Source organism: Microbacterium sp. PAMC22086, assembly GCF_019443525.1.
GTDB classification, from domain to species: Bacteria; Actinomycetota; Actinomycetes; order Actinomycetales; family Microbacteriaceae; genus Microbacterium; species Microbacterium maritypicum.
Map to the genome: position 1 here is coordinate 63,438 of NZ_CP080380.1, position 20,754 is coordinate 84,191.

The window sequence follows — 20,754 nt, forward strand, 5'->3', positions numbered from 1 at the left end:
CGCGTGAACCCCAGCGATTCTCGTCATCGCGGGTTTGACGGTGATCGGTGCCGTGATCCTCACCACCGTCCCCGTCCCCGTCCCCGTCGCCGCCGTGGGCTGGATCATCGCCGGGCTCGGCGCCGGTCTCGGTTTCACGATCAACTCCATCGCCGTCCTCGATGATGCCGCTGGCACGGTCGGGCGCGCCTCATCGCAGATGGAGCTCGGCAACCAGGCCGGCATCGCCATCGGCACCGGGCTCGCCGGTGCCCTGGTCGCCACCATGGGCGCCACTGCAGCCGGACTAAGCGGCGTCCTCGTCGTCGCTGGGGCCGGCGTCGTACTCGCTCTCCTCGCCCCCACGAGGTTCGCCGAAACCCACCCACCCTTGACTCCCCCCGAAAGATGATGCTGACTTGGACTCGAAGTCCGAGCACAAAAGGAGAACACAATGACCATCAACGACATCGGGCCCCGCCCGAACGCGTTCGACATCGAAGAGGCCACCCGGCGGAACGAGAACTACCGCAGCGTGGCGTGGACCGGGAAGTATTTGCAGGTCACGCTGATGTCTATCCCGGTCGGGGAGTCCATCGGCCTGGAGGTCCACCAGAACACCGATCAGTTCCTGCGCCTCGATGCCGGACAGGGCAGGGCCGTCATGGGCCCGGCCAAGGACCGGCTCGACTTCGAGCAAAACGTCTCGGATGGGTGGTCTGTCCAGGTCCCCGCCGGCACCTGGCATGACGTGATCAACACTGGCGACGAACCGCTGCGCCTCTACGCGATTTATGCCCCGGTGCACCACGCACCTGGCATCACCCAGGGAACCAGCGACAAGGCAGAACAAGACGAAGCGACCGGTAAGGACGAGCCTCCCGCATGGACCGTCCAGCCCGAGGACAGCGCGCCGGACGAGCACGCCAACTGACGTCTACTTGTGTCACCGCTCCGTAAGGATGTTGCGGACGAGGATCGTCTTGGTCCACCCCGGGCAGCGCGCCCCGCCGCCGCGTGAAGACATCGGGCAGGCCAACACTGTGCCCTGTCTGCGACACCGTGCGATCACAGAACGCCGCCACAAAGCGTCAAACTCCACACGCATGGGAACGATGCATCTGGCGGCGGAGAAAGCGGGTGCCCAGAAGCCGCTGGCAAAAATTTCACCGAGCTAAGAGGACGCCCGCCGAAAACGATCGTTTGTGGCGGTTCGGTGACCTGCTCCAAGCCCGTTGTCTAACGTGGAGGCGGACGCCGGCCCGACTTTGGGTCTGCCCGTCCTAGTCAAAGGAGACCGATGACATTTCGCAGGCGCCGGCGCGCTCTAGTCAGCATCCTTGCGCTGGCTCTCTCCGGGTGCGCCACCACGGCCGTTCCCGGAACCACTCCAACGGCAACCCCCAAAGGCTTCCTAGAACTGGCTATCTCCGAGACGTGCACCGAGGGGTCCGATCCGCAGTGCATCCTTATCGGTGATGACTATGTGATGCGCCCCGCAACTTTCGAAGACGCTCCCGTCGCTAACGCCGCGGCAAGCGAAGGCCAGGAACAGGAGGCCGTTGACATCACTCTCACCGCGGAGGGAGCCGCGGTCCTTCATGACCTCACTGGCCAAGCAGCTCAGGCCAGAGGTGAGTCGCGTCTACTTTTCAAAGCCGGCGGCGAAATAATAGGCTCGACCGTAGTGATGGAAGCTCTGCAAGGCGACCACATCACCATCGCACTCCCATCCGAACACACTGCCCGAGAAGTGCTCGACCTAATCCGCGGCACCTGAAGCTCACCACATACGACAGTCGACGTCCGTTTCTGCGGCACCTGCCGGAAAGTTCGATAATATTCTCGGGCGGGACTGGCCTTCCCTCGAGGTCGGTCGCCGCACCCCGGAGCGGATATAACTCCCTAGCTTGGGAGGCGAGCCCCTACACTCGTCTCCCAAGCGCCCGTGGTTAGTCCCCGTGACTATAGGACTTCAGCCAGCTCGTCCAGCGGCGCCGACTGTCAAGCCGCCGGGCGTGGATCTAAGCGTCGGTTGAGCGATTGCGAACCTGTGCTCACCCCTCGGGTTCACCCTCGACAGGTGCCTCCGCGGCGTAGCGCTCCACCCGCAGCACACAGGAGAGATCCTTCTCGTTCACCGCCACGGTGGTCGACCATTCGGTCTCTGTGCCGGCGTCGATCGGATCGACGTTCACCTGGGTGAGCGAGCGGGTGTCGCCGCCCTCGGTGAGCAGTGAGACGTAGATCCGGTAGGAGGCGCTGGCCTCGCTGGAGTTCGTTACGGTGCCCGCGACATTCCAAGCGCCGTCGGCTAGTTCGCAGGTCTCCACCTGCGTGTCAGCGAGCGCGCCCACGAGGCCTGCACCGGAACCCGGCGCATCGGTGATCTCAGTGATCCCCGCCTGGGCGGTGGAGGTCGTCGTGGGCGTCGGCTTCGGCTGGGCGTCCGACGTGCACGCGCTAAGCCCCGCGACACCGAGCAGCACCGCGAGACCGGCTCCGAGCATCCGGCGACCGCCGACATGCTGCGCTCCGGCGCGGGTGTGCGGTGCCTGGTCGGTGCTGTCGTGATGCATGCTTTCGCCTTTCGGTGTGCGGATCTCGGAAGAGAGGATCAGGAGGTGTGCTGGCCGCGGCGACGCCCGGCCGCGATCACGACCAGGCCGGCGAGCAGCAGCAGCAGAGCAGCAGCAGCGTACGGCGTGGGGTCGCCTCCGGTGGCCGGCAGGGGCGTTCCCGGCGCGGGCGTGACGCCCGGAGGCACCGGCTGGCCCGGCGGCACCGGGAGCTGGAGCGTCGCGGACGCCGCATCGGCGACCGGCGCCGACGTGACGGCTTCCACACTGTTGACCACGGCCTGCGACGCTACCACCGAAGACTCCATGTCGGCCGTGATGGTCACCCGGGCCGTCGCTGTGACGGTCTGACCGGGCAGCAGCACTCCCGGCTCACCGGGCCACACGTAGTCGAGGTCGGACAGTCCCGGATACAGGTCCGAGATCTGCACCCCGGTCAGCGTCGTCGTGCCGGTGTTGGTGGCGGTGTAGGTGAACTCCAGCTCGTCGCCGGCATACCCTTCCTGCCCGTCCGCGATGGCGATCTGCATGCGGAGTTCGATGGTCGCCGTGCGCGGCACTGGCACGGTGTTCTCGTCGGTGGCATCGACGCGGGTGCCGTCCGGCGCCTCACCCACCGCGGAGGCGGTGTTCACGATCGATCCGCGGTCGACGTCAGCCTGTCCGATGACGTAACGCGCGGTGAAGACCGCACTCTCACCAGCGGCGAGTTCACCCGGGGTGCCGGGCCAGGTCGCGGTCAGCGGGCTGAGGCCGGCCAGCGCATCCGTCACGTCGACACCGCGGAGGGTGACGTTGCCGGTGTTCTCGACGGTCATCTCGTAGCGGACGCCTGCGCCCTGCTGAGCGACGGTCTCGAGCACAGCGGTCTTCTCCAGACGGATGCCGGGTGCGGCGGCGACGAGGACCTCGCCGGACGCGGTGTCGCTCACGATCGTTCCCGCTCCGCGTCCGCTCGTCGTCGCCGTGGACGACACACCGCCGGCGTCGACGTCGGCCTGGGTGAGGATGCGGGTCGCGCGACCCGTCGCGACCTGTCCGGGCAGCAGCACACCGGGCTCGCCGGGCCAGACGATGGTGATGTCGGAGAGGCCGGCCTGGCTGTCGCCGAGGGTCACACCGCCCAGGGTGACGTTGCCGTCGTTGCGGATGACGAACTCGTATTCGACGAGGTCACCCGGTCGGCCGGTCGCACCCGCCGCCAGCTGCTGGGTCTTGGTGATATCGATCTGCGGCGAGCCGGGGGCCGTGGAGACGACCGACTCCGGAGAGTCGCCGCGCACGCCATCGCCTTGCGGCGTCCTGGCGGAGACGTCCGCGGTGTTGCGGACCTCACCGGCATCCAGGTCCGCCTGCGTGATCGTGTACGACGCCGTCGCGGAAACGGACTGTCCCGGCGCCAGCTGTCCGACCGCACCAGGCCAGATGCCGTAGACGATCTCGCCGAGACCGGGCAGCTCATCGGAGAGCGCCATGTCGGTGAGGGTGAGAGTTCCGGTGTTCGTCACGGTGAAGGCGTAGTCGATCGCCGTGCCGACCGAGCCGTCCCCGGCGCGCGTGCCGACCTTCGAGACTCGCACCGCCCCCGTGCCGTCGACGAGCGGAACGACGGTCTGCTCCGATTGGTCGGTGACCTCGCCTCCACGCGGGTGGTCGCCTGCTCCGGTGGCGGTGTTGCGGATGGCACCGGCGTCGACGTCGGCCTGCGTGACCGTGTACTGCGCGGTGATCGTGACGGTCTGCCCGGGAAGGAGGCGCCCGGGGGCCGCCGCATCGGGCCACGTGTACACGAACCCGGTGAGCCCGGCGAGCGTGTTCGCCAGCGTGACGTCGTCGAGCGTGAGCGTGCCCGTGTTCCGGATCGTGAACGTGTAGTCGACCGTGTCGCCGAGCACGCCCGTGTCGCCCGCGGACAGGACTGCGGTCTGAGTCGTCTGGATCGAAGGCAGCCCGTTGGGCGCGCCGGTGCCGATGACGACGGGATCGGACTCGTCCGAGACCACGACTCCCTGCGGCGACGTGCCGAACGATGTGGCGACGTTCGTGATCGAGCCGGCATCGACGTCGGCCTGCGTGACCGTGTAGCGGGCCGTGCCGACGGCACTCGCACCCGGTGCGAGGATGCCGGTCACCGCGGGGAACGTGAGCTCCGGCGTGCTGACGCCCTCGAGTTCGTCCTCGAGGCGGATGAGACGCAGCGTCACGTTGCCGGTGTTGGTGACCTCGAAGTCGTACTCGATGACGCTGCCCACCGCTCCGCTGCCCGAGACGTAGGCACCGCCCTTGTCCGTGCGGATGGACGGGCTCTGCTCCTCGGTTGGGATCGGCGTGATCGTCGACTCCGCCCCCACCGGAGTGCCGTCAGGCGTGGTCGCCTGCACCGACGCCGTGTTCTCGACCGATCCGCGGTCGACATCCTCTTGGCTGATCGCGTAGGACGCCGTGGCGGTCGCGGTCTGTCCCGGTGCCAGCGAGCCGGCCGAGCCCGGCCAGTCGATCGCGATGTCGCCGATCCCGGGGAGCTCGTCGGTGATGGCGATGTCGGAGAGCGTCACGGTGCCGGTGTTCTCGATGCGGAAGCCGAAGGTGACGGCGTCGCCGAGACCGTTCGCGCCCGCGTCGGTCAGCTCGGCCGTCTTCTCGAACACGATGCCGGGTGCGGCGTCCACGCTCACCGTCGCCGGGGCCGTCGCCGACGCGGGGGCTCCCACCTGCGGTGCCCCCGTGCCGGTGACGATGCTCGACACGGAGCCCGCGTCGACGTCTGCCTGGGTGAGCGTGTAGGTGGCGCTGGCGGTCACGGTCTGCCCGGGGGCCAGCACGCCTGCAGCGCCCGGCCAGGAGTATTCGGGGGCCCCGACGCCGGGAAGGGCGTCTGCGAACGCGACGTCCGACAGCGTCACGTTCCCGGAATTGGTGAAGGTGTAGGTCCAGGTGACGGTGTCGCCGGCCCTGCCGGTCGCACCGGGAGCCAGAGTGCCGCTGTTCGTCGCGACGACGACCGGCAGACCGGCCTGAGTCTCGACGACGCTCGTCAACGACTCGGCGGCGACGTCCTCGCCGGCGGGCGTGGTGCCGCCGACGGTCGCGACGTTGCGGACCTCGCCCGCGTCGACGTCGGCCTGCGTGATCGTGTACTCCGCCGTTGCAGTGGCGGTCTCTCCGGGCGCGAGCACGCCGTCGTCGCCCGGCCACGTCACCACCGGAACGCTGACGCCGGGTAGTTCGTCGGTGAGGGACACACCCGACAGGGTCACGTTGCCCGTGTTCGCGATCTCGAACGCATACGACACCGCATCACCGACACCACCCGCACCCGACACCTCCCCCGCCTTCGACACCGACAACCCCGCAGCCGGTTGAACCGTGTTCACCCGCACCGTGTTCGTATCCACCCGCACCACCGCGCCCGACGGCGTCCGACCACCCACCGTGCCCGTGTTCTCCACGAACCCGGCATCCACATCCGCCTGCGTGATCCGATACTTCCCACGACCCGTCACCGAATCGCCCACCTCGAGCACACCCGGAACACCCGACCACGCGATCGACACGTCATACAGACCCTGCATCGGATCCACCAGACCACCCTCGGTGATCGTCACATTCCCGACATTCGTCGCCGTGATCTCGTACTGCACCACATCACCGACCTGCCCGATACCCCCACCCACGAACACACCCGACTTCACCGCCGACAACGCCGGGCGCTGCGGGACGGGAACGGTGGCGCCGTCGGTGACCGCGTCGAGCTCGCCGCGGGCGGGAGTCGCGTCGACGGTCACGACGTTGCTGACCGCACCTGCGTCGATGTCCTCCTGGGTGAGTGCGTAGCTCGCCCTTCCGATGGCGGTCGCACCCACCGGGAGCACGCCGTCGGCGCCGGGCCAGTCGATGACGATCTCGCCGAGACCGGGCAGCGGGTCGGTCAGGGTCACCGCGCTCAGCGTCTGGTTTCCTGTGTTGCGGAGAGTGAACGAGTACTGCACCTGCTCGCCCACCGTGCCCACACCGCCGGCTTCGAGCGCGCCGTCCTTCGCGACGGTCAGGGCGGGTGCGGGGATTGCGGTGTCGGCGGTCGCGGTGGCCGATGCGGTGACTTGCCCACCGCGGGCGCTGCCGGTCGCCGTCGCCGTGTTGGTGATCGTCCCGGCATCGACGTCCGCCTGCGCGATCGCGTAGGTCGCGGTGGCCGTCGCCGCCTCGCCGGGAGCGAGCACCCCGGGGTCGCCCGGCCAGTCGATGACCGGCGTCGAGATCCCGGGCAGCGGATCGGTCAACGTGACGTCCGTGACCGTCACGTTCCCGGTGTTCTCGATGGTGAAGTCGTAAGCGACCTGGTCACCGACCGCACCGTCGCCGTCGACCGACGCGGTCTTGCCGACGGTGAGCTCGCCCGCAGCCGGAGCCACCGTCGTCTCGACGGAGTCGGTGCTCGAGGTGATGATGTCGCCAACGGGCGGCTTGCCGCGCGCCGTCGCGATGTTCGTCACGGATCCGCGGTCCACATCGGCCTGCGTCACCGTGTACTGCGCCGTCGCGTCGACGGTCTGACCGGGCAGAAGGATGCCGACCTCACCGGGCCAGTCGAAGGTCGGATCGGTGACCCCATCGAGGGCGTCCTCGAGGTCCACGAGCGACAGCGTGACGTTCCCGCCGTTCGTCACCGTGAAGGCATAGTCGATGCGATCGCCGACCTGGCCCGCACCCTGCAGCTCGCTCGCCTTCGTGGCGGTGAGAGACGGCCGGGCCGCGATCACGACCGAGGCGGAGGCCTCACCGGTGACATCCGCGCCCCGCGGCGGCAGCCCGATGCCGTCGACCGCACTCGCCACGGAACCGCGGTCGACGTCTTCCTGCGTCAGGGCGTACTGCGACGTGGCGGTGACGCTCTGGCCGGGAAGCAGCACACCGGGAGCGGCCGGGTCAGGCCAGCTGTAGACAGGTGCCGTCGATCCGGCGAGGCGGTCGGCGAGGGTCACACCGGTCAGCGTCACGTTGCTGGTGTTGCGCAGAGTGTATCCCCACTCGACGAGGTCGCCGGCGACGCCAGCGGCACCCGCCGCGAGTGCCGCGGTCTTGGTGACGGCGATCGACGCCTGAATGCCCTGCGTGAGCACCGTCTCGATGCCGGGATCGCTCGCGACGGCCCCGCCCCGGCTCGCGCTGCCGGTCGCGGTCGCGGCGTTGGCGACTGCACCGGCGTCGACGTCGGCCTGCGTGATCGTGTACGCGGCGGATGCCGTCGCCTGCTGCCCCGGCGCGAGCACGCCGTCGGCTCCCGGCCAGTCGATCACCGGTGCGCTGAGCCCCGGCATCGGGTCGGCGAGCGTGATGCCGCTCACGGTGACGTTGCCGGCGTTGCGGATGACGAAGCCGTACTCGATCGGCGCACCGGCGCCGCCCTCTCCGACGACCACGCCGGTCTTGTCGACCGTGAGGGACGGAACCGGCTGCACGGTCTGCACGCGGACCGTGTTCGTGAAGGCGTTGACGCGCGTGCCGTCCGGCACATCGCCGCCGACCTGGGCGGTGTTGTCGATGAATCCGCGATCCACATCGGCCTGGGTGAGCCGGTACTTGGCGCGCCCGACGACGGACTCGCCGACGTCGACGCGACCGGGCTGTGCCGGGTCGGCCCAGGCGATCGACAGGTCGAAGAGGTTGGGCATCGGGTCGATGAGGCCGCCGCGGGTGATCGTCACGTTGCCGGTGTTGGTCGCCACCACCTCGTACTGGATCACGTCGCCGACCTGGCCGATGCCGCCGGCGGTGATCACACCGGTCTTGACGGCGGAGAGGCCCGGGGTCTGCGGGATGGTGACCTGAGCGGATGCCGTGCGCGCGAGGTCGTCGCCGCGGGCGGGATCGGCGGTCGCCGCCGCCTCGTTGTCGATGAAGCCGCGGTCGATGTCGGCCTGCGTCAGGGCGTAGGTCGCTGTCGCGGTCGCGGTCGCGCCGGGCGCGAGTTCACCGCTGGCGGCAGGCCAGTCGATCGAGAGGTCGGAGAGTCCCTCGAGCTCGTCGGTGATCGCGACCTCGTTCAGGGTGACGTTGCCGGTGTTCTCGATCTGCAGGAGGTACTCGATGAGGTCGCCGACCTCGCCGGTGGCGCCGGGCTCGAGGCGGCCCTCCTTGGCGAGCGTCATGTCGGGTGCGGCGCCGGCGGTGGTCGCGAGCGTCGACGGCGAGGAGTCTGCGACGGGGTCGCCGATCGGCGGGTTGCCTGTGGCGGTCGCGGTGTTGCTCACGGTGCCGCGATCGATGTCGGCCTGGGTGAGGACGTAACCCGCCCAGGCTGTGACGCTCTGTCCGGGCAGTAGCACGCCCTCGGTTCCCGGCCAGATGAGCTCCATCGGGGAGAGCCCCTCGAGCGGATCGCCGATGACGACGTCGCGCAGCGTGACGTTGCCGATGTTCTCGGCGGTGATCTCGTAGGTGACGGTGTCGCCGACCGCCCCGGTGCCGCCGGCGGTCGCGGACTTCGTCGTGACGAGCGCCGGGGCGGCGGCATCCGTCAGCGTCGTGGTCTCCGCGGGATCGGCGGAGACCGGCGCACCGCCGGCTGCTGTGCCGGATGCGCTGGCCCGGTTCGAGACCGCGCCGGCGTCGACGTCGTCCTGAGTGATGACGTAGGTGGCCGTCGCCGTAGCCTCCTGACCGGGCAGGAGCTCGCCGCTCGCCCCCGGCCACTCGATCACGGGATCGGTGAGCCCGGCGAGCGGGTCGTCGAGCACGATGCCCGAGAGGGTGACGTTGCCGCGGTTCGCGATCGTGAAGTCATAGGTGATCGTGTCGCCGACCACGGGGGCATCCGGGGCCGAGGCCTCCTTCGCTAGCACGAGCGACGGACGGCGCTCCAGCTCGACCGTCGCCGCGCCCGTCGTGGTGACGGCTGCGCCCACCTGCGGTGTTCCCGTGCCCGAGACGAGGCTCGTCACAGCGCCGGCATCGATGTCGGCCTGAGTCAGCGTGTAGGTCGCGGTCGCCGTCACCGAGTCGCCGGGGGCAAGTTCGCCCACCGGTGTCGTCCAGACGTACTCGGGTGCGCCGACGCCGGGAAGAGCGTCCGCGAGGGACACAGCGCTCAGCGACACGTTTCCGGAGTTGGTGAGGACATAGGTCCAGGTGACGCTGTCACCCGCCACCCCCGTCGCGCCGGGCGCAAGGGCTCCGCTGTCGCTGACCGTCAGCGCCGGTCCCGCGGCGGCGGTCGGCACGACGCTCTCCGGGGACTCCGCCGAGATCGGGTCGGCCCCGCGCGGCGGCGTGCCGGTGGCGGTCGCCGTGTTGACGACGCGGCCCGCGTCGACCTGTGCCTGGGTGATCGTGAGCGTGCCCTCGGCCGTCGCGATCTGGCCCGGCGCGATGCGACCGGGGAAGGCGGCATCCGGCCAGGTTATCGCCGAGAGCGAGACGCCGGGGAGGGCGTCGGTGAGGGACACACCCGACAGGGTCACGTTGCCCGTGTTCGCGATCTCGAACGCATACGACACCGCATCACCGACACCACCCGCACCCGACACCTCCCCCGCCTTCGACACCGACAACCCCGCAGCCGGTTGAACCGTGTTCACCCGCACCGTGTTCGTATCCACCCGCACCACCGCGCCCGACGGCGTCCGACCACCCACCGTGCCCGTGTTCTCCACGAACCCGGCATCCACATCCGCCTGCGTGATCCGATACTTCCCACGACCCGTCACCGAATCGCCCACCTCGAGCACACCCGGAACACCCGACCACGCGATCGACACGTCATACAGACCCTGCATCGGATCCACCAGACCACCCTCGGTGATCGTCACATTCCCGACATTCGTCGCCGTGATCTCGTACTGCACCACATCACCGACCTGCCCGATACCCCCACCCACGAACACACCCGACTTCACCGCCGACAACGCCGCGTCAGGAGTGATTGGGACGGTCTCGGAGGCCGTGCGCTCGTCGACGGGCGGCAGCTCGCCGCGCGCCGGTGCACCGTCGGCGGTGACCGTGTTGGCGACCGCGCCCGCATCGACGTCCGCCTGTGCGAGGGTGTAGGTGGCGACCGCGGTGGCGGTCTGCTGCGGCAGAAGCACGCCGTCGGCTCCCGGCCAGGTCACCGTGATCGGGCTGAGCCCGGTCAGCGGGTCGCTCAGGACCACATCGTCGACACTGACATCACCGGCGTTGGTGACGGAGAACCGATACTGCACTGTGTCGCCAGCGCGTCCCGTCGAGCCTGCGGCCAGTGCACCGGCCTTGGTCACGGTGAGCGCCGGGCCAGCATCGGCGGCCGTGGTCTCGACATCCGCGTCGACGGAGACCTCGGCGCCGCGCGACGGCTGGCCGCTGACGGTGGCGCTGTTCGCGACCTGCCCCGCGTCGTAGTCGGCCTGCGTGACCGAGTAGCGTGCGGTCGCCGTCACCGTGTCGCCCGGCGCGAGCACGCCGGTCTCGCCGCGCGGCCAGGCGCCGAAGGCGATCGCTGAGAGACCGGCCAGGTCATCATCGATGACCACGTCGGTGAGCGTCACGTTGCCGGTGTTCTCGATAGAGAAGCCGTACTCGATGGTGTCGCCGACGACCACGCCCGTGTCAGGCGTCGAGGTCTTGGCGAACGCGAGGGCCGGCACGGCCGGGACCGTTCCCAGGTCGAGTGCGTCCGTCGCGCCAACAGCCGGACCCGTGGGCGGCCGGCCGGTCACGGCGGCGCTGTTCTCGATGACGCCGCGGTCGAGGTCCGCCTGGGTCACGGTGTAGGTCGCCGTCGCCGTGACCGACGCACCCGGGGCGAGGCGACCGGGCGTGCCGCCCGGCCAGGCGCCGAACGTGAGTGCGGACAGCCCGGGCAGTTCGTCGCTGATCGCGATGCCGCCGATGGTGAGAGTGCCACTGTTCGTGACGACGAAGGTGAACGTGACGGTGTCGCCGAGATCCAGCCCCGTCGTCACATTCGCCGTCTTGTCGAGGGTGAGCTGCGCTGCCGCCTCGATCTCGACGGTCGCCGGCGCGGTCGCCGTGACCTCGGCGCCGCTCGGCGGAGTGCCCCGTCCGGTCACGAGGCTGACGATCGACCCGGCGTCGACATCGGCCTGAGTCAGCGTGGTCGTGGCCGTCGCGGTGACGAACTGGCCGGGCGCGAGGACGAACGGCGTCCCCGGCCAGTCGTAGGTCGGAGCGGTGGTGCCGGCCAGGGCATCGGCGAGCTGCACCCCGGTGAGCGTGACGTTGCCGGTGTTGGTCAGGACGTAGGTCCAGGTGACGTCGGCACCGGCGACGGATCCGGCGGGAAGAGATCCGCTGTTCGTCACCGTGATGGCGGGCGCAGACGCTTCGGTGGGAACGGAGCTCTCACCGCTGCTCGCCGTCACGGGGGCCCCGCCGGGCGCGGCTCCGTCGGCGCTGGCCGTGTTGATCACTTCACCCGCATCGACATCGGCCTGGGTGATCTCGTACGTCGCCGTGGCGGTCGCGGTCTCGCCCGGAGCGAGCTGCCCGACGGGACCCGGCCAGGTGATGTCGCCCAGCGCCACATCGCCGCGGTCGTCGCGCAGATCGATGCCGGTCACGGTGACGTTGCCGACGTTGCGGAGTGCGAGCTGGTAGGTGACCTCGTCTCCCACGCCGGCAGCGCCCGGGAGGGTGGTGCCGGTCTTCGTCAGATCCAGCTGGGCACGCTGTGCGCCTGTGGCCACGGTGTACTGATCGGTGGCCGACGCCGACTGGCCGCCCGGGGCTGTCCCGGAGACCGTCGCCGTGTTACTCACCGCCCCCTGATCGACATCGGTCTGGGTGATGGAGTACGCCCCGGTGGCCGTGGCCTGCTGCCCCGGGGCCAGCATGCCGGGCTCTCCCGGCCAGGAGACCTCGGGGAACAATCCGGGGATGCTGTCGACGAGCTCGACACCCGACAGGGTGACGTTGCCGGTGTTCTGGAACACGAATGCGAAGCGGATGACGTCACCGGCTTCACCCGCGCCGCCGTCGAGCACCGCTCCGGTCTTCGTCAGCTGCAACGCGGGAGCCGGTGCGATGGGCACGGCGACCGAGGTGGTCTCGGAGAGAAGTGGCCCGGTGGGCGGGGTCGCCACGGCCTCGACGGCGTTGGTGACGGTTCCGGCGTCCGCATCGGCCTGGGTCAGGACGTACGTCGCGGTCGCCGTCGCAGTCTGGCCGGGTGCGAGCGTCCCTGCCGTTCCGGGCCAGGTGAAGCTCAGGGGGGTGAGCCCGGGCAGCTCGTCCCTCAGCTCGGCGCCGGTGAGCGTGACGTTGCCGGTGTTGCGGAGTGAGAACGAGAAGGTGACGGTGTCGCCGGCGCGGCCGAGGGAACCCGGCGCCAGAGCGCCGCCCTTGGTCACTTCGAGATCCGGCGCGGAGGCGGCGGTCGGGGTGGTCAGCGAGGCCGGGTCGCTGACAGCGGGACCTGTCGGTGGTGTGCCCGTGCTGGTCGCGGTGTTGACGATGCTGCTGGCGTCGAGATCGGCCTGCGTGATGCGGTGCGTCGCCGTCGCGGTGATCGTCTGTCCGGGCCGGAGCGTGCCGCTCGCTGTGGGCCACTGGCCGTACGTGAGTGCGGAGAGGCCAGGAGCCGGGTCGCTGATCTCGACCCCCGTCAGGGTGACGTTGCCGGTGTTGGTCGCGGTCAGGGTGTACACGACGATGTCGCCGACGGCGCCGGACCCCGAGACGGATGCCGTCTTGCCGGTGATGATCGCGGGCGCGGCGGCAGCCGTCGCGAGGACGACCGTGTCGGACGTGTTACCGACGGTGGCGCCGCCGGGTGTGCGCCCGGTGGCGGTGGCGGTGTCGCTGATGCTGCCGGTGTTCACGTCGCTCTGCCGCACCTGGTACGTGGCGGTGGCGGTGACACTCTGGTTCGGGTCGAGTGTTCCCGCCGCGCCCGAGGGCCACGCAGAGTAGCTCAGGGCGGAGAGCCCGCTGTGCGGGTCGTTCACGACGATGCCGGACAGCGTCACGTTGCCGGTGTTGCGCACGATGTAGGTGTATGTGATCGTGTCGCCCACTGATCCGTTGCCGGCGGTGTATGCGCCGGCCTTGTCAATCGTGAGAGCCGGGGTGGCTGCGAGCGGTACGGTGGCGGAGCCGGTGGCGGATGCTGCGCCGCCGCGCTCCGGCGTTCCGGTGGCCGTCGCGGTGTTCGCGACCGAACCGGCGTTCACGTCGGACTGCCGCACGACGGAGCTCGCCGTCGCCGTCACGGCCGTTCCGGGCGCTAGCGTGCCGGTGACGCCTGATGGCCACGCGCCGTACGCGAGTTCGCTGATTCCCGGCAGGGAGTCGGTCGCGTTGACGCCGGTGAGCGTGACGTTGCCGGTGTTCCGGATCGTCACAGCCCAGGTGATGGTCTCACCTGCGATTCCCGAGGCCTCCGCAGGCAGGGCGCCCGACTTGACGACCTCGAGGGCCGGCGCTGCGGCGGCGGTCGGGGTAGTGATGGTGGTCGAGGCGCCGCTCACCACCGCACCATTGGGTGCCGTGGCGTTTGTGGTGGCGACGTTCACGAGAGAGCCCGCATCGACGTCGGCCTGCGTGATCGTGTGCGATGTCGTCGCGGTGACCTGCTGGCCGGGCGCCAGGATCCCGGCTGTGCCGGGCCAGGTGTACTGGAACGGGGTCAGGCCGGGCAGCGGATCGCTGACGGCGACCGAGCGCAGAGTCACGTTTCCGGTGTTGACGGCCGTGATCTCGTAGTTCACCGTGTCGCCCACGGCTCCCGTGCCGGTGACCGTCGCCGACTTGGTCGTCGAGAGTGCGGGTCCTGCGGGCGCGGGCGCGAGCACCACCGTCGGGGATGCCGCAGCCACCGTCGGCCCGGTCGGCGGGGTGCCGGCCACGGACGCCGCGTTCACGATCGTGCCGGCATCGACGTCGGCCTGGGTCACGGTGTAGGACGCTGTGCCGGTGACCTGCTGCCCGGGTGCGAGGCGTCCCGCCGTGCCGGGCCACGTCAGGGCGATCGGGCTCAAACCCGCATGCGGGTCGGTGATCGCGACGCCGGTAAGGGTCACGTTCCCCGAGTTCTGCGCGACGAAACTGTAGGTGATGACGCTGCCGACCGCGCCGTCGCCCGACGTGTACGCGCCGCTCTTGCCGAGGGTGAGGGCGGGACCGGCGACGAGAGGCAGGGTTGCCGGCGCGGTCTGCTGCACCGCGGCCCCACCGGGTGCGGTCGCCGTCGCGGTCGCGGTGTTGGCCACCGATCCGGCATCCACGTCCGTCTGGGTGAGGGCGCGGGTAGCGGTGGCGGTGACGCTCTGGCCCGGCTGAAGGGTGCCCGCGGTTCCCGGCCAAGGGCCGAAGGCAATCGCCGACAGGCCGGGGAGCGGGTCGGTGAGCGCGACGCCGGTGAGCGTGACGTTGCCGCTGTTGCGCAGAGTGAAGCTGTAGGTGACAACGTCGCCTGCTCGACCGGTGGAGCCGGGGGCGAGAGCGGCGGACTTGGTCAGGGCGAGCTGAGGAGCGGCGGTCGCGGTGGCCGTGTCGCGGGTGGCGGACGCACTCACCGGCACGCCGCCCGGGGCCGTCGCGGCCGCGGTCGCCCGGTTGCTCACCGAGCCCCCATTCACATCAGCCTGGGTGATCGCGTAGGTGCCGCGCGCTGTCGCCACCTCTCCCGGGGCGAGCGTCCCAGCGGCGGTGGGCCAGGTGACGGCGAGTCCCGATAGGCCCGGGAGCTCGTCGGCGATCGTGACCGCGGTCAGCGTCTGATTTCCGGTGTTCTCGACGCGGATGCCGTACTGAATGACGTCACCGACACCTCCGGCTCCGCCCACGGTCGATGTCTTCGTGATCGCGAGAGCGGGCGAAGCGGGCGTGGTCGGTACGACGGCGGGCGCCGTGGTGTCCGACACGACCGGCCCCGTCGGCGGGCGCCCGCTGGCGGAGGCCACGTTGGCCACCGAACCGGCATCCACGTCGGCCTGCCGCACCGTGTAGGTCGCTGTCGCTGTCGCCGTCTGCCCCGGGGCGAGCGTGCCGACGGCTCCTGGCCAGGAGGTCGCTGGGGTGCTCAGTCCGGCGAGTGTGTCGGTGAGCGAGACACCGCTGAGTGAGACGTTGCCGGCGTTGCGGATCGCGATCGAGAAGGTGATGACGCTGCCCACGCCGCCGTTTCCTGACGTGACCGAGCCGGACTTGGTGACGGCAATGGCCGGGGCAGCGGCGATCGGCACTGTGGCGGGCCCGGATCCCGAGACCACCGCTCCGCGCGGGGGCTGCCCGGAGGCTGTCGCGATGTTCGCCACGGATCCGGCGTCGACGTCACTCTGCCTGACGGTGTAGGTCGCGGTACCGGTCACGGCCTGGTCGGGCGCGAGCGTGCCGACCGCTCCCGTCCAACCGCTGAGCGTGATCGGGGCGGAGCCGATCAGCGGATCTCGGAGCGACACCCCCGTCAGGGTGACGTTGCCGGAGTTGCGCACCGTGAAGGAGTAGCCCACGGTGTCGCCCGCGACCCCATCGCCGTTCAGCGTGCCGTTCTTGGTGACGGAGATCGCCGGAGCGATCGGCGCGGTGGGCGTGACCACCTCCGCGGACGCGGCCGTCACTGTCGCCCCGCCCCCGGTACCGCGAGCGGTCGAAGTGTTCGTCACCGACCCGGCATCCACATCAGCCTGGGTCAGAGTGTAGGTGGCCGTCGCGGAGACGGTCTGTCCCGGCGCGAGGCTGCCGGCCGTGCCCGGCCAGGCATACGTCAGAGCCGACAGGCGCGGAAGGGGATCGGCGATCGCTACGCCGGTGAGCGTGACGTTTCCGGTGTTCGTCGCGCGGAACGTGTACGTGAGCGTGCTGCCCACTCCCCCGCCGGATCCGGTTGCGGACTTGGTGGTCGTGATCGCCGGCGCCGCCGCGACGGTCGCCACCTGGACCTCCGCGGAGGACGCGGAGACGTTCGGTCCGCTCGGCGGTGTGCCCCGCACGGTCGCTGTGTTCCTGGTCACGCCCGCGTCGACGTCGCTCTGCCGGATCGCGTAGGTCGCGGTCGCGGTGACCGTCTGGTTCGGCTGCAGCGTGCCCGCGGTGCCCGGCCAGGTGTAGGACAGTGCGGAGAGTCCTGCGTGCGGGTCGCTGACGGCGACCCCGGTGAGCGTGACGTTGCCGGTGTTGGTCGCCCGGAACGTGTAGGTGACAGCGCTGCCGACGCCGCCGGATCCCGCCGTGACCGCGCCGCTCTTCACGAGCACGATGCCGGGGGCGGAGGCGAGGGACACGGTCGCGGGCGCGACCGAGGAGACGGCCGCACCTGTCGGCGGCGTACCGGAACCCGTGGCGGTGTTGCTGACGGCGCCCGAGTTCACGTCGGCCTGTGAGATGGTCGACTGCGCGGTCGCGGTGACCGTCTGACCCGGGGCGAGAGTGCCGGCGGTGCCGCTCGGCCACGCGCCGTAGACCGGCGCCGTGATGCCCGGCAGCGAATCGGTCACCGACACCCCGGTCAGCGTCACGTTGCCGGCGTTGCGCAGCGTGATCGTCCAGGTGATGCCGTCGCCCGCGCTGCCCGCCGAACCGCTCTGCAGAGCGCCGCTCTTGGTGGTGACGATCGCCGGTGCGGCCACCGCGGTATTCGTGACCACCGCTCCCGACGAGCTGGCGACGGTGGCCGAGGCGAACTGCGCCGTGGAGGCGGCGGTGTTGCGCACCGCACCGGCATCCACGTCGGCCTGACGGATGGTGTAGGTCGCGACCGCCGTGACGGACTGACCGGGCGCGAGTCGCCCAGCCGTGCCCGGCCACGTGTAGGCGAAGGCGGAGAGGCCCGGAAGCGGATCGCTGATCGCCATCCCCGTCAGGGTGACGTTGCCCGAGTTCGTGGTCCGTACGGTGTAGGTGATGACGTCGCCGACGCCCGCGGAGCCCGACACCGCGGCGGTTTTCGTGGTGGTGCTGGAGGGGGCCGCGGCCACCGTGCTCACCCGTGTCGTCTGGGATGCGCCGGTGACCGTGTCACCCGCGGGCGTGCGTCCGCTGGCCGTCGCGGTGTTCGTCACCGACCCGGCGTCCACGTCGGCCTGCCGGATCGCATAGGTGGCCGTCGCGGTGACCGTCTGGCCGGGTGCGAGGGTGCCCGCCGTCGCGGGCCAGGTGTAAGTGAGAGGTGACAGGCCGGGCAGCGGATCGCTCAGCGCCACCTGCGTGAGCGTGACGTTTCCGGTGTTGGTCGCGGAGAAGCTGTACGTGACCGTGCTTCCCACCCCGCCCGCGCCGGATTTGACCGCGCCGGATTTGAGGACGGAGAGCGTTCCTGTCGGTGCGACCGGAACGGTCGCTGCGCGCGTCTGAGTGACGCGGGCGCCCGTCGGCGGAGTCGCGGTCGCGGTCGCGGCATTCGCCACGGCGCCGGCGTCAACGTCGGTCTGGGTGAGCGTGTACGTGGCCGTGGCACGGACGACCTGCCCTGGCGCGAGGGTGCCGACGGCGCCCGGCCAGGTGTAGGCCAGTGCGGAGAGGCCGGGAAGCGGATCGTTAATCGCCACGCCGGTGAGGGTCACGTTGCCGGTGTTGGCGAGCGTGAAGCTGTAGTTCACGCGGTCTCCCGCGCGGCCTGTGCTGCCCGGTGCGAGGGAACCCGACTTGGACAGGTTCACCGCCGGCGCCGCCGCTGCCGTCGCGATCGTCGACGGGCTGCTGGGGGCGGTGAGCAGTGCACCGGCAGGCGTGGTCGCCGAACCGACGGCGGTGTTGCGCACCGAACCGGCGTCGACGTCGGCCTGGGCGATGGTGTACGTCGCGGTCGCCGTGACGGTCTGACCGGGAGCGAGACGCCCGGGCGTCCCTGGCCAGGTGTAGGAGAGGGACGAGAGACGAGGTAGCGGATCGGCGATGGAGACGGCGGTGAGCGTTGTGTTGCCGGCGTTGCGGGCGGTGAAGCTGTAGGTGATGACGCTGCCGACGCCGCCCGAGCCCGAGGTGATTGTTCCCGACTTCGTCGTCGTGAGCGCGGGGGCCGAGGGGATCGTCGACACCTGGACCTGGGGCGAGGTGCCGGAAGCGGTGGCGCCCGAGGGGGTGCGGGCGGTGACGGTGGCGGTGTTGCGGACGGAGCCGGCATCCACATCGGCCTGGGTGATCGTGTAGAAGGCGGTGGCGGTGGCGGTCTGGCCGACCGGGAGCGTGCCGGCGGTCGCGGTGGGCCAGGTGAGGACCGGAGGCGAGAGACCAGGCAGCGGGTCGACCAGCGACGCGTTGACGAGGGTGACGTTGCCGGTGTTGGTGAACGTGACCGTGTAGTTGATCCGGTCACCCACGCGGCCGGTGGCTCCTGAAGCGAGCGTGCCGACCTTGCCGACCGAGATATTCGCCGCGGACGCGATCGGGGTGGTCTGACTGCTGTTGCCGACGGGCTTCACACCGCCGTCGTCGTCGGTCGCGGTCACCGAGGCGGTATTGGCGACGGAACCGGCATCGACGTCGTTCTGCGTCAGTGTGTAGGTTGCCGTGGCGGTCACGGATTGGCCCGCCGTTAATGTGCCTGCGGGTCCGGGCCAAGAGTCGAATGTGATGGCGGACAGTCCGACGAGGGGGTCGGTGATCGAGATGTCGGTGAGCGTTGACTGGCCGGTGTTCGTCACGGTGAAGGTATAGATGACGGTTTCGCCCGCGCGACCTGAGGCGCCGGGGGCCAGCGCACTGGACTTGACGAGCTCGATGGCGGTGAGGAGCACGGTCGTGCTGTCGCTGTCCTGGGCGAGATAGTTGCCGGCTGATGTGTAGGCGGTGCCTTCTGCCGTCGAGGTGTATCCCGTCGAGGCGGGGGCGGTCGCCGTGCAGGTGTACGTGGTGGTCTGCAGTGGGGCGAGTGTCAGGGCACCGAGGTTTCGCGCGCAGCCGGCCTGATCGTCCTCGATGATGATGTTGCGGAGGGTGCCCGCTCCGGTGTTGGTGACGCGGATCGTGAAGGTTGCGAGTTCGGATGCGGTCCGAGATTGCGTGTCTGCGGTGCCGTCGAACGTTTTCACCACCTGGAGACCTGCTGTCGGAACGGAGAGGATGGCGTTACGCAGAAGGTAGGAGTCGCCGATGGTGCCGAGGCGCAGGTTGACTCGGGTGTCCCCGCCGGCGACATTCGATAGCGGGGCTGTCGATACGTCGACACTCTGATTGGTGAACGCGGTGTTGCCCGCGCCGGTATACCGAACGGAACGTTCTGCTCGTCCAATACCGAAGTTGTTGGTGGCGCCAGCGGGGTTTGCAATAGGGGTGAACGTTGTCGAGGTGCCTCGTGAATACGATGCCGCGTCGCCCGTGATGTTGCGGTCGCCCTCGAAGAGGGTGAATCCGGCTCTGGTGCCCGGGGCGACGGCAGTGAAACCGTTGAAGGCCACGGACAGGTCCGGGTCTGATGCTCCCTGCCGGACGTGGCCTTCGTAGAAGATGATGTTGTGCGGCACGGACGCCTGGTTGCCGAGGATGAAAGTGCCGTAGTCGTACACGACGGTCACCGACCATCCGGCGTAGCAGCCTGCTCCGGTCGGCGTCCAGAGATTGCCAGCGGAAATAGTCACATCGGACCCGGTGGTGACGCCCGCGAAGGCGCTCGTGACGTCGGCACTCGCGGAGTAGTAGCGAGCCGTTGCCTGGTTGGTCGGATCGACGAGCATGCTCTGCGGTGCGATGCTGCTGATTCCGCCAGAACCTACCCGGAACTGGACGGCCCGGTTTAGGTACCCGGTGGCCGAACCGGCCGGCAGGGTGGCGGTGCCGCGGGCCGTCGAAAAGGTCGTGCACAGCGAGCGGTTGTCTCCCGTGTACGCGCCCGTGTTGGCGCTCCAGCTCAAGAACGCCTTGACGACGGTCGCGCCTGCCGGGACGTTGATCGTCGCACTGGACGAGTTGGTGGTGAACCCGCCGGCTGCGTTGGTGTTCGACATTACGAAGTTATCGTTCACGTTGTCGGCGTCGCTGTTCGACGCCGCGTGCAGGTCGTTGCAGGTTCCTACGCCGGTGCCCGCCGCGGAGGTGCAGGCGAGTACGCCGTTGCCTGCCATCAGGAAGTCGCCGTTGACGTTGGCCTGATAGTTGGGCGCGGTGCCCGAGTTCGTTCCCCACTGCACCACCACCGCCTCGGCTGGAGCAGGGGATGCGAGAGTTAGACCGACGGTTGCGAGGGTGGCAGCCATCAGCATGGCGACGAATAGGCGCCAACGCCGAGCATGCAGGACATTGTCCTCCATGAAACGCCCCCTCCCAA

Annotated in this window: 5 protein-coding genes; 3 read left to right on the forward strand and 2 right to left on the reverse strand. The window is 69.8% G+C overall.

What is annotated here, in order from left to right; all coding sequences use genetic code 11:
* The first annotated feature begins 40 nt into the window (after positions 1 to 40).
* The 3 genes from KY497_RS00330 to KY497_RS00340 all read left to right on the forward strand — a co-directional run bounded on the left by KY497_RS00330 (position 41) and on the right by KY497_RS00340 (position 1,759).
* Positions 41 to 391 carry a hypothetical protein gene (locus KY497_RS00330; protein WP_219869554.1) on the forward strand — a complete coding sequence of 117 codons (351 nt, stop codon included), beginning with the start codon at positions 41 to 43 and terminating at the stop codon, positions 389 to 391.
* 42 nt (positions 392 to 433) lie between these two features.
* Entirely contained in the window at positions 434 to 913 is a 480-nt protein-coding gene (locus KY497_RS00335) for a cupin domain-containing protein (RefSeq protein ID WP_079113303.1), read from the forward strand.
* A gap of 366 nt (positions 914 to 1,279) precedes the next feature.
* Complete coding sequence (locus KY497_RS00340) at positions 1,280 to 1,759, forward strand: hypothetical protein (protein WP_218682695.1); 480 nt, start codon at positions 1,280 to 1,282, stop codon at positions 1,757 to 1,759.
* A 277-nt stretch (positions 1,760 to 2,036) separates the two neighbouring features.
* Here KY497_RS00340 and KY497_RS00345 read toward each other — a convergent pair whose 3' ends face one another.
* Positions 2,037 to 2,558, reverse strand: coding sequence for a hypothetical protein (locus tag KY497_RS00345; RefSeq protein WP_256934639.1), 522 nt, complete (start codon positions 2,556 to 2,558; stop codon positions 2,037 to 2,039).
* A 38-nt stretch (positions 2,559 to 2,596) separates the two neighbouring features.
* On the reverse strand, positions 2,597 to 20,737 hold the full coding sequence (locus tag KY497_RS00350; RefSeq protein WP_219869555.1) for a DUF11 domain-containing protein: 18,141 nt from the start codon (positions 20,735 to 20,737) through the stop codon (positions 2,597 to 2,599).
* Between the last annotated feature and the right edge of the window lie 17 nt (positions 20,738 to 20,754).

Excerpts from the sequence above, each read along its gene's own strand:
- KY497_RS00335 (WP_079113303.1), top strand. The coding sequence starts at position 434 with ATGACCATCAACGACATCGGGCCCCGCCCGAACGCGTTCGACATCGAA.
- KY497_RS00340 (WP_218682695.1), top strand. The coding sequence starts at position 1,280 with ATGACATTTCGCAGGCGCCGGCGCGCTCTAGTCAGCATCCTTGCGCTG.
- KY497_RS00345 (WP_256934639.1), bottom strand. The coding sequence starts at position 2,558 with ATGCATCACGACAGCACCGACCAGGCACCGCACACCCGCGCCGGAGCG.
- KY497_RS00350 (WP_219869555.1), bottom strand. The coding sequence starts at position 20,737 with ATGGAGGACAATGTCCTGCATGCTCGGCGTTGGCGCCTATTCGTCGCC.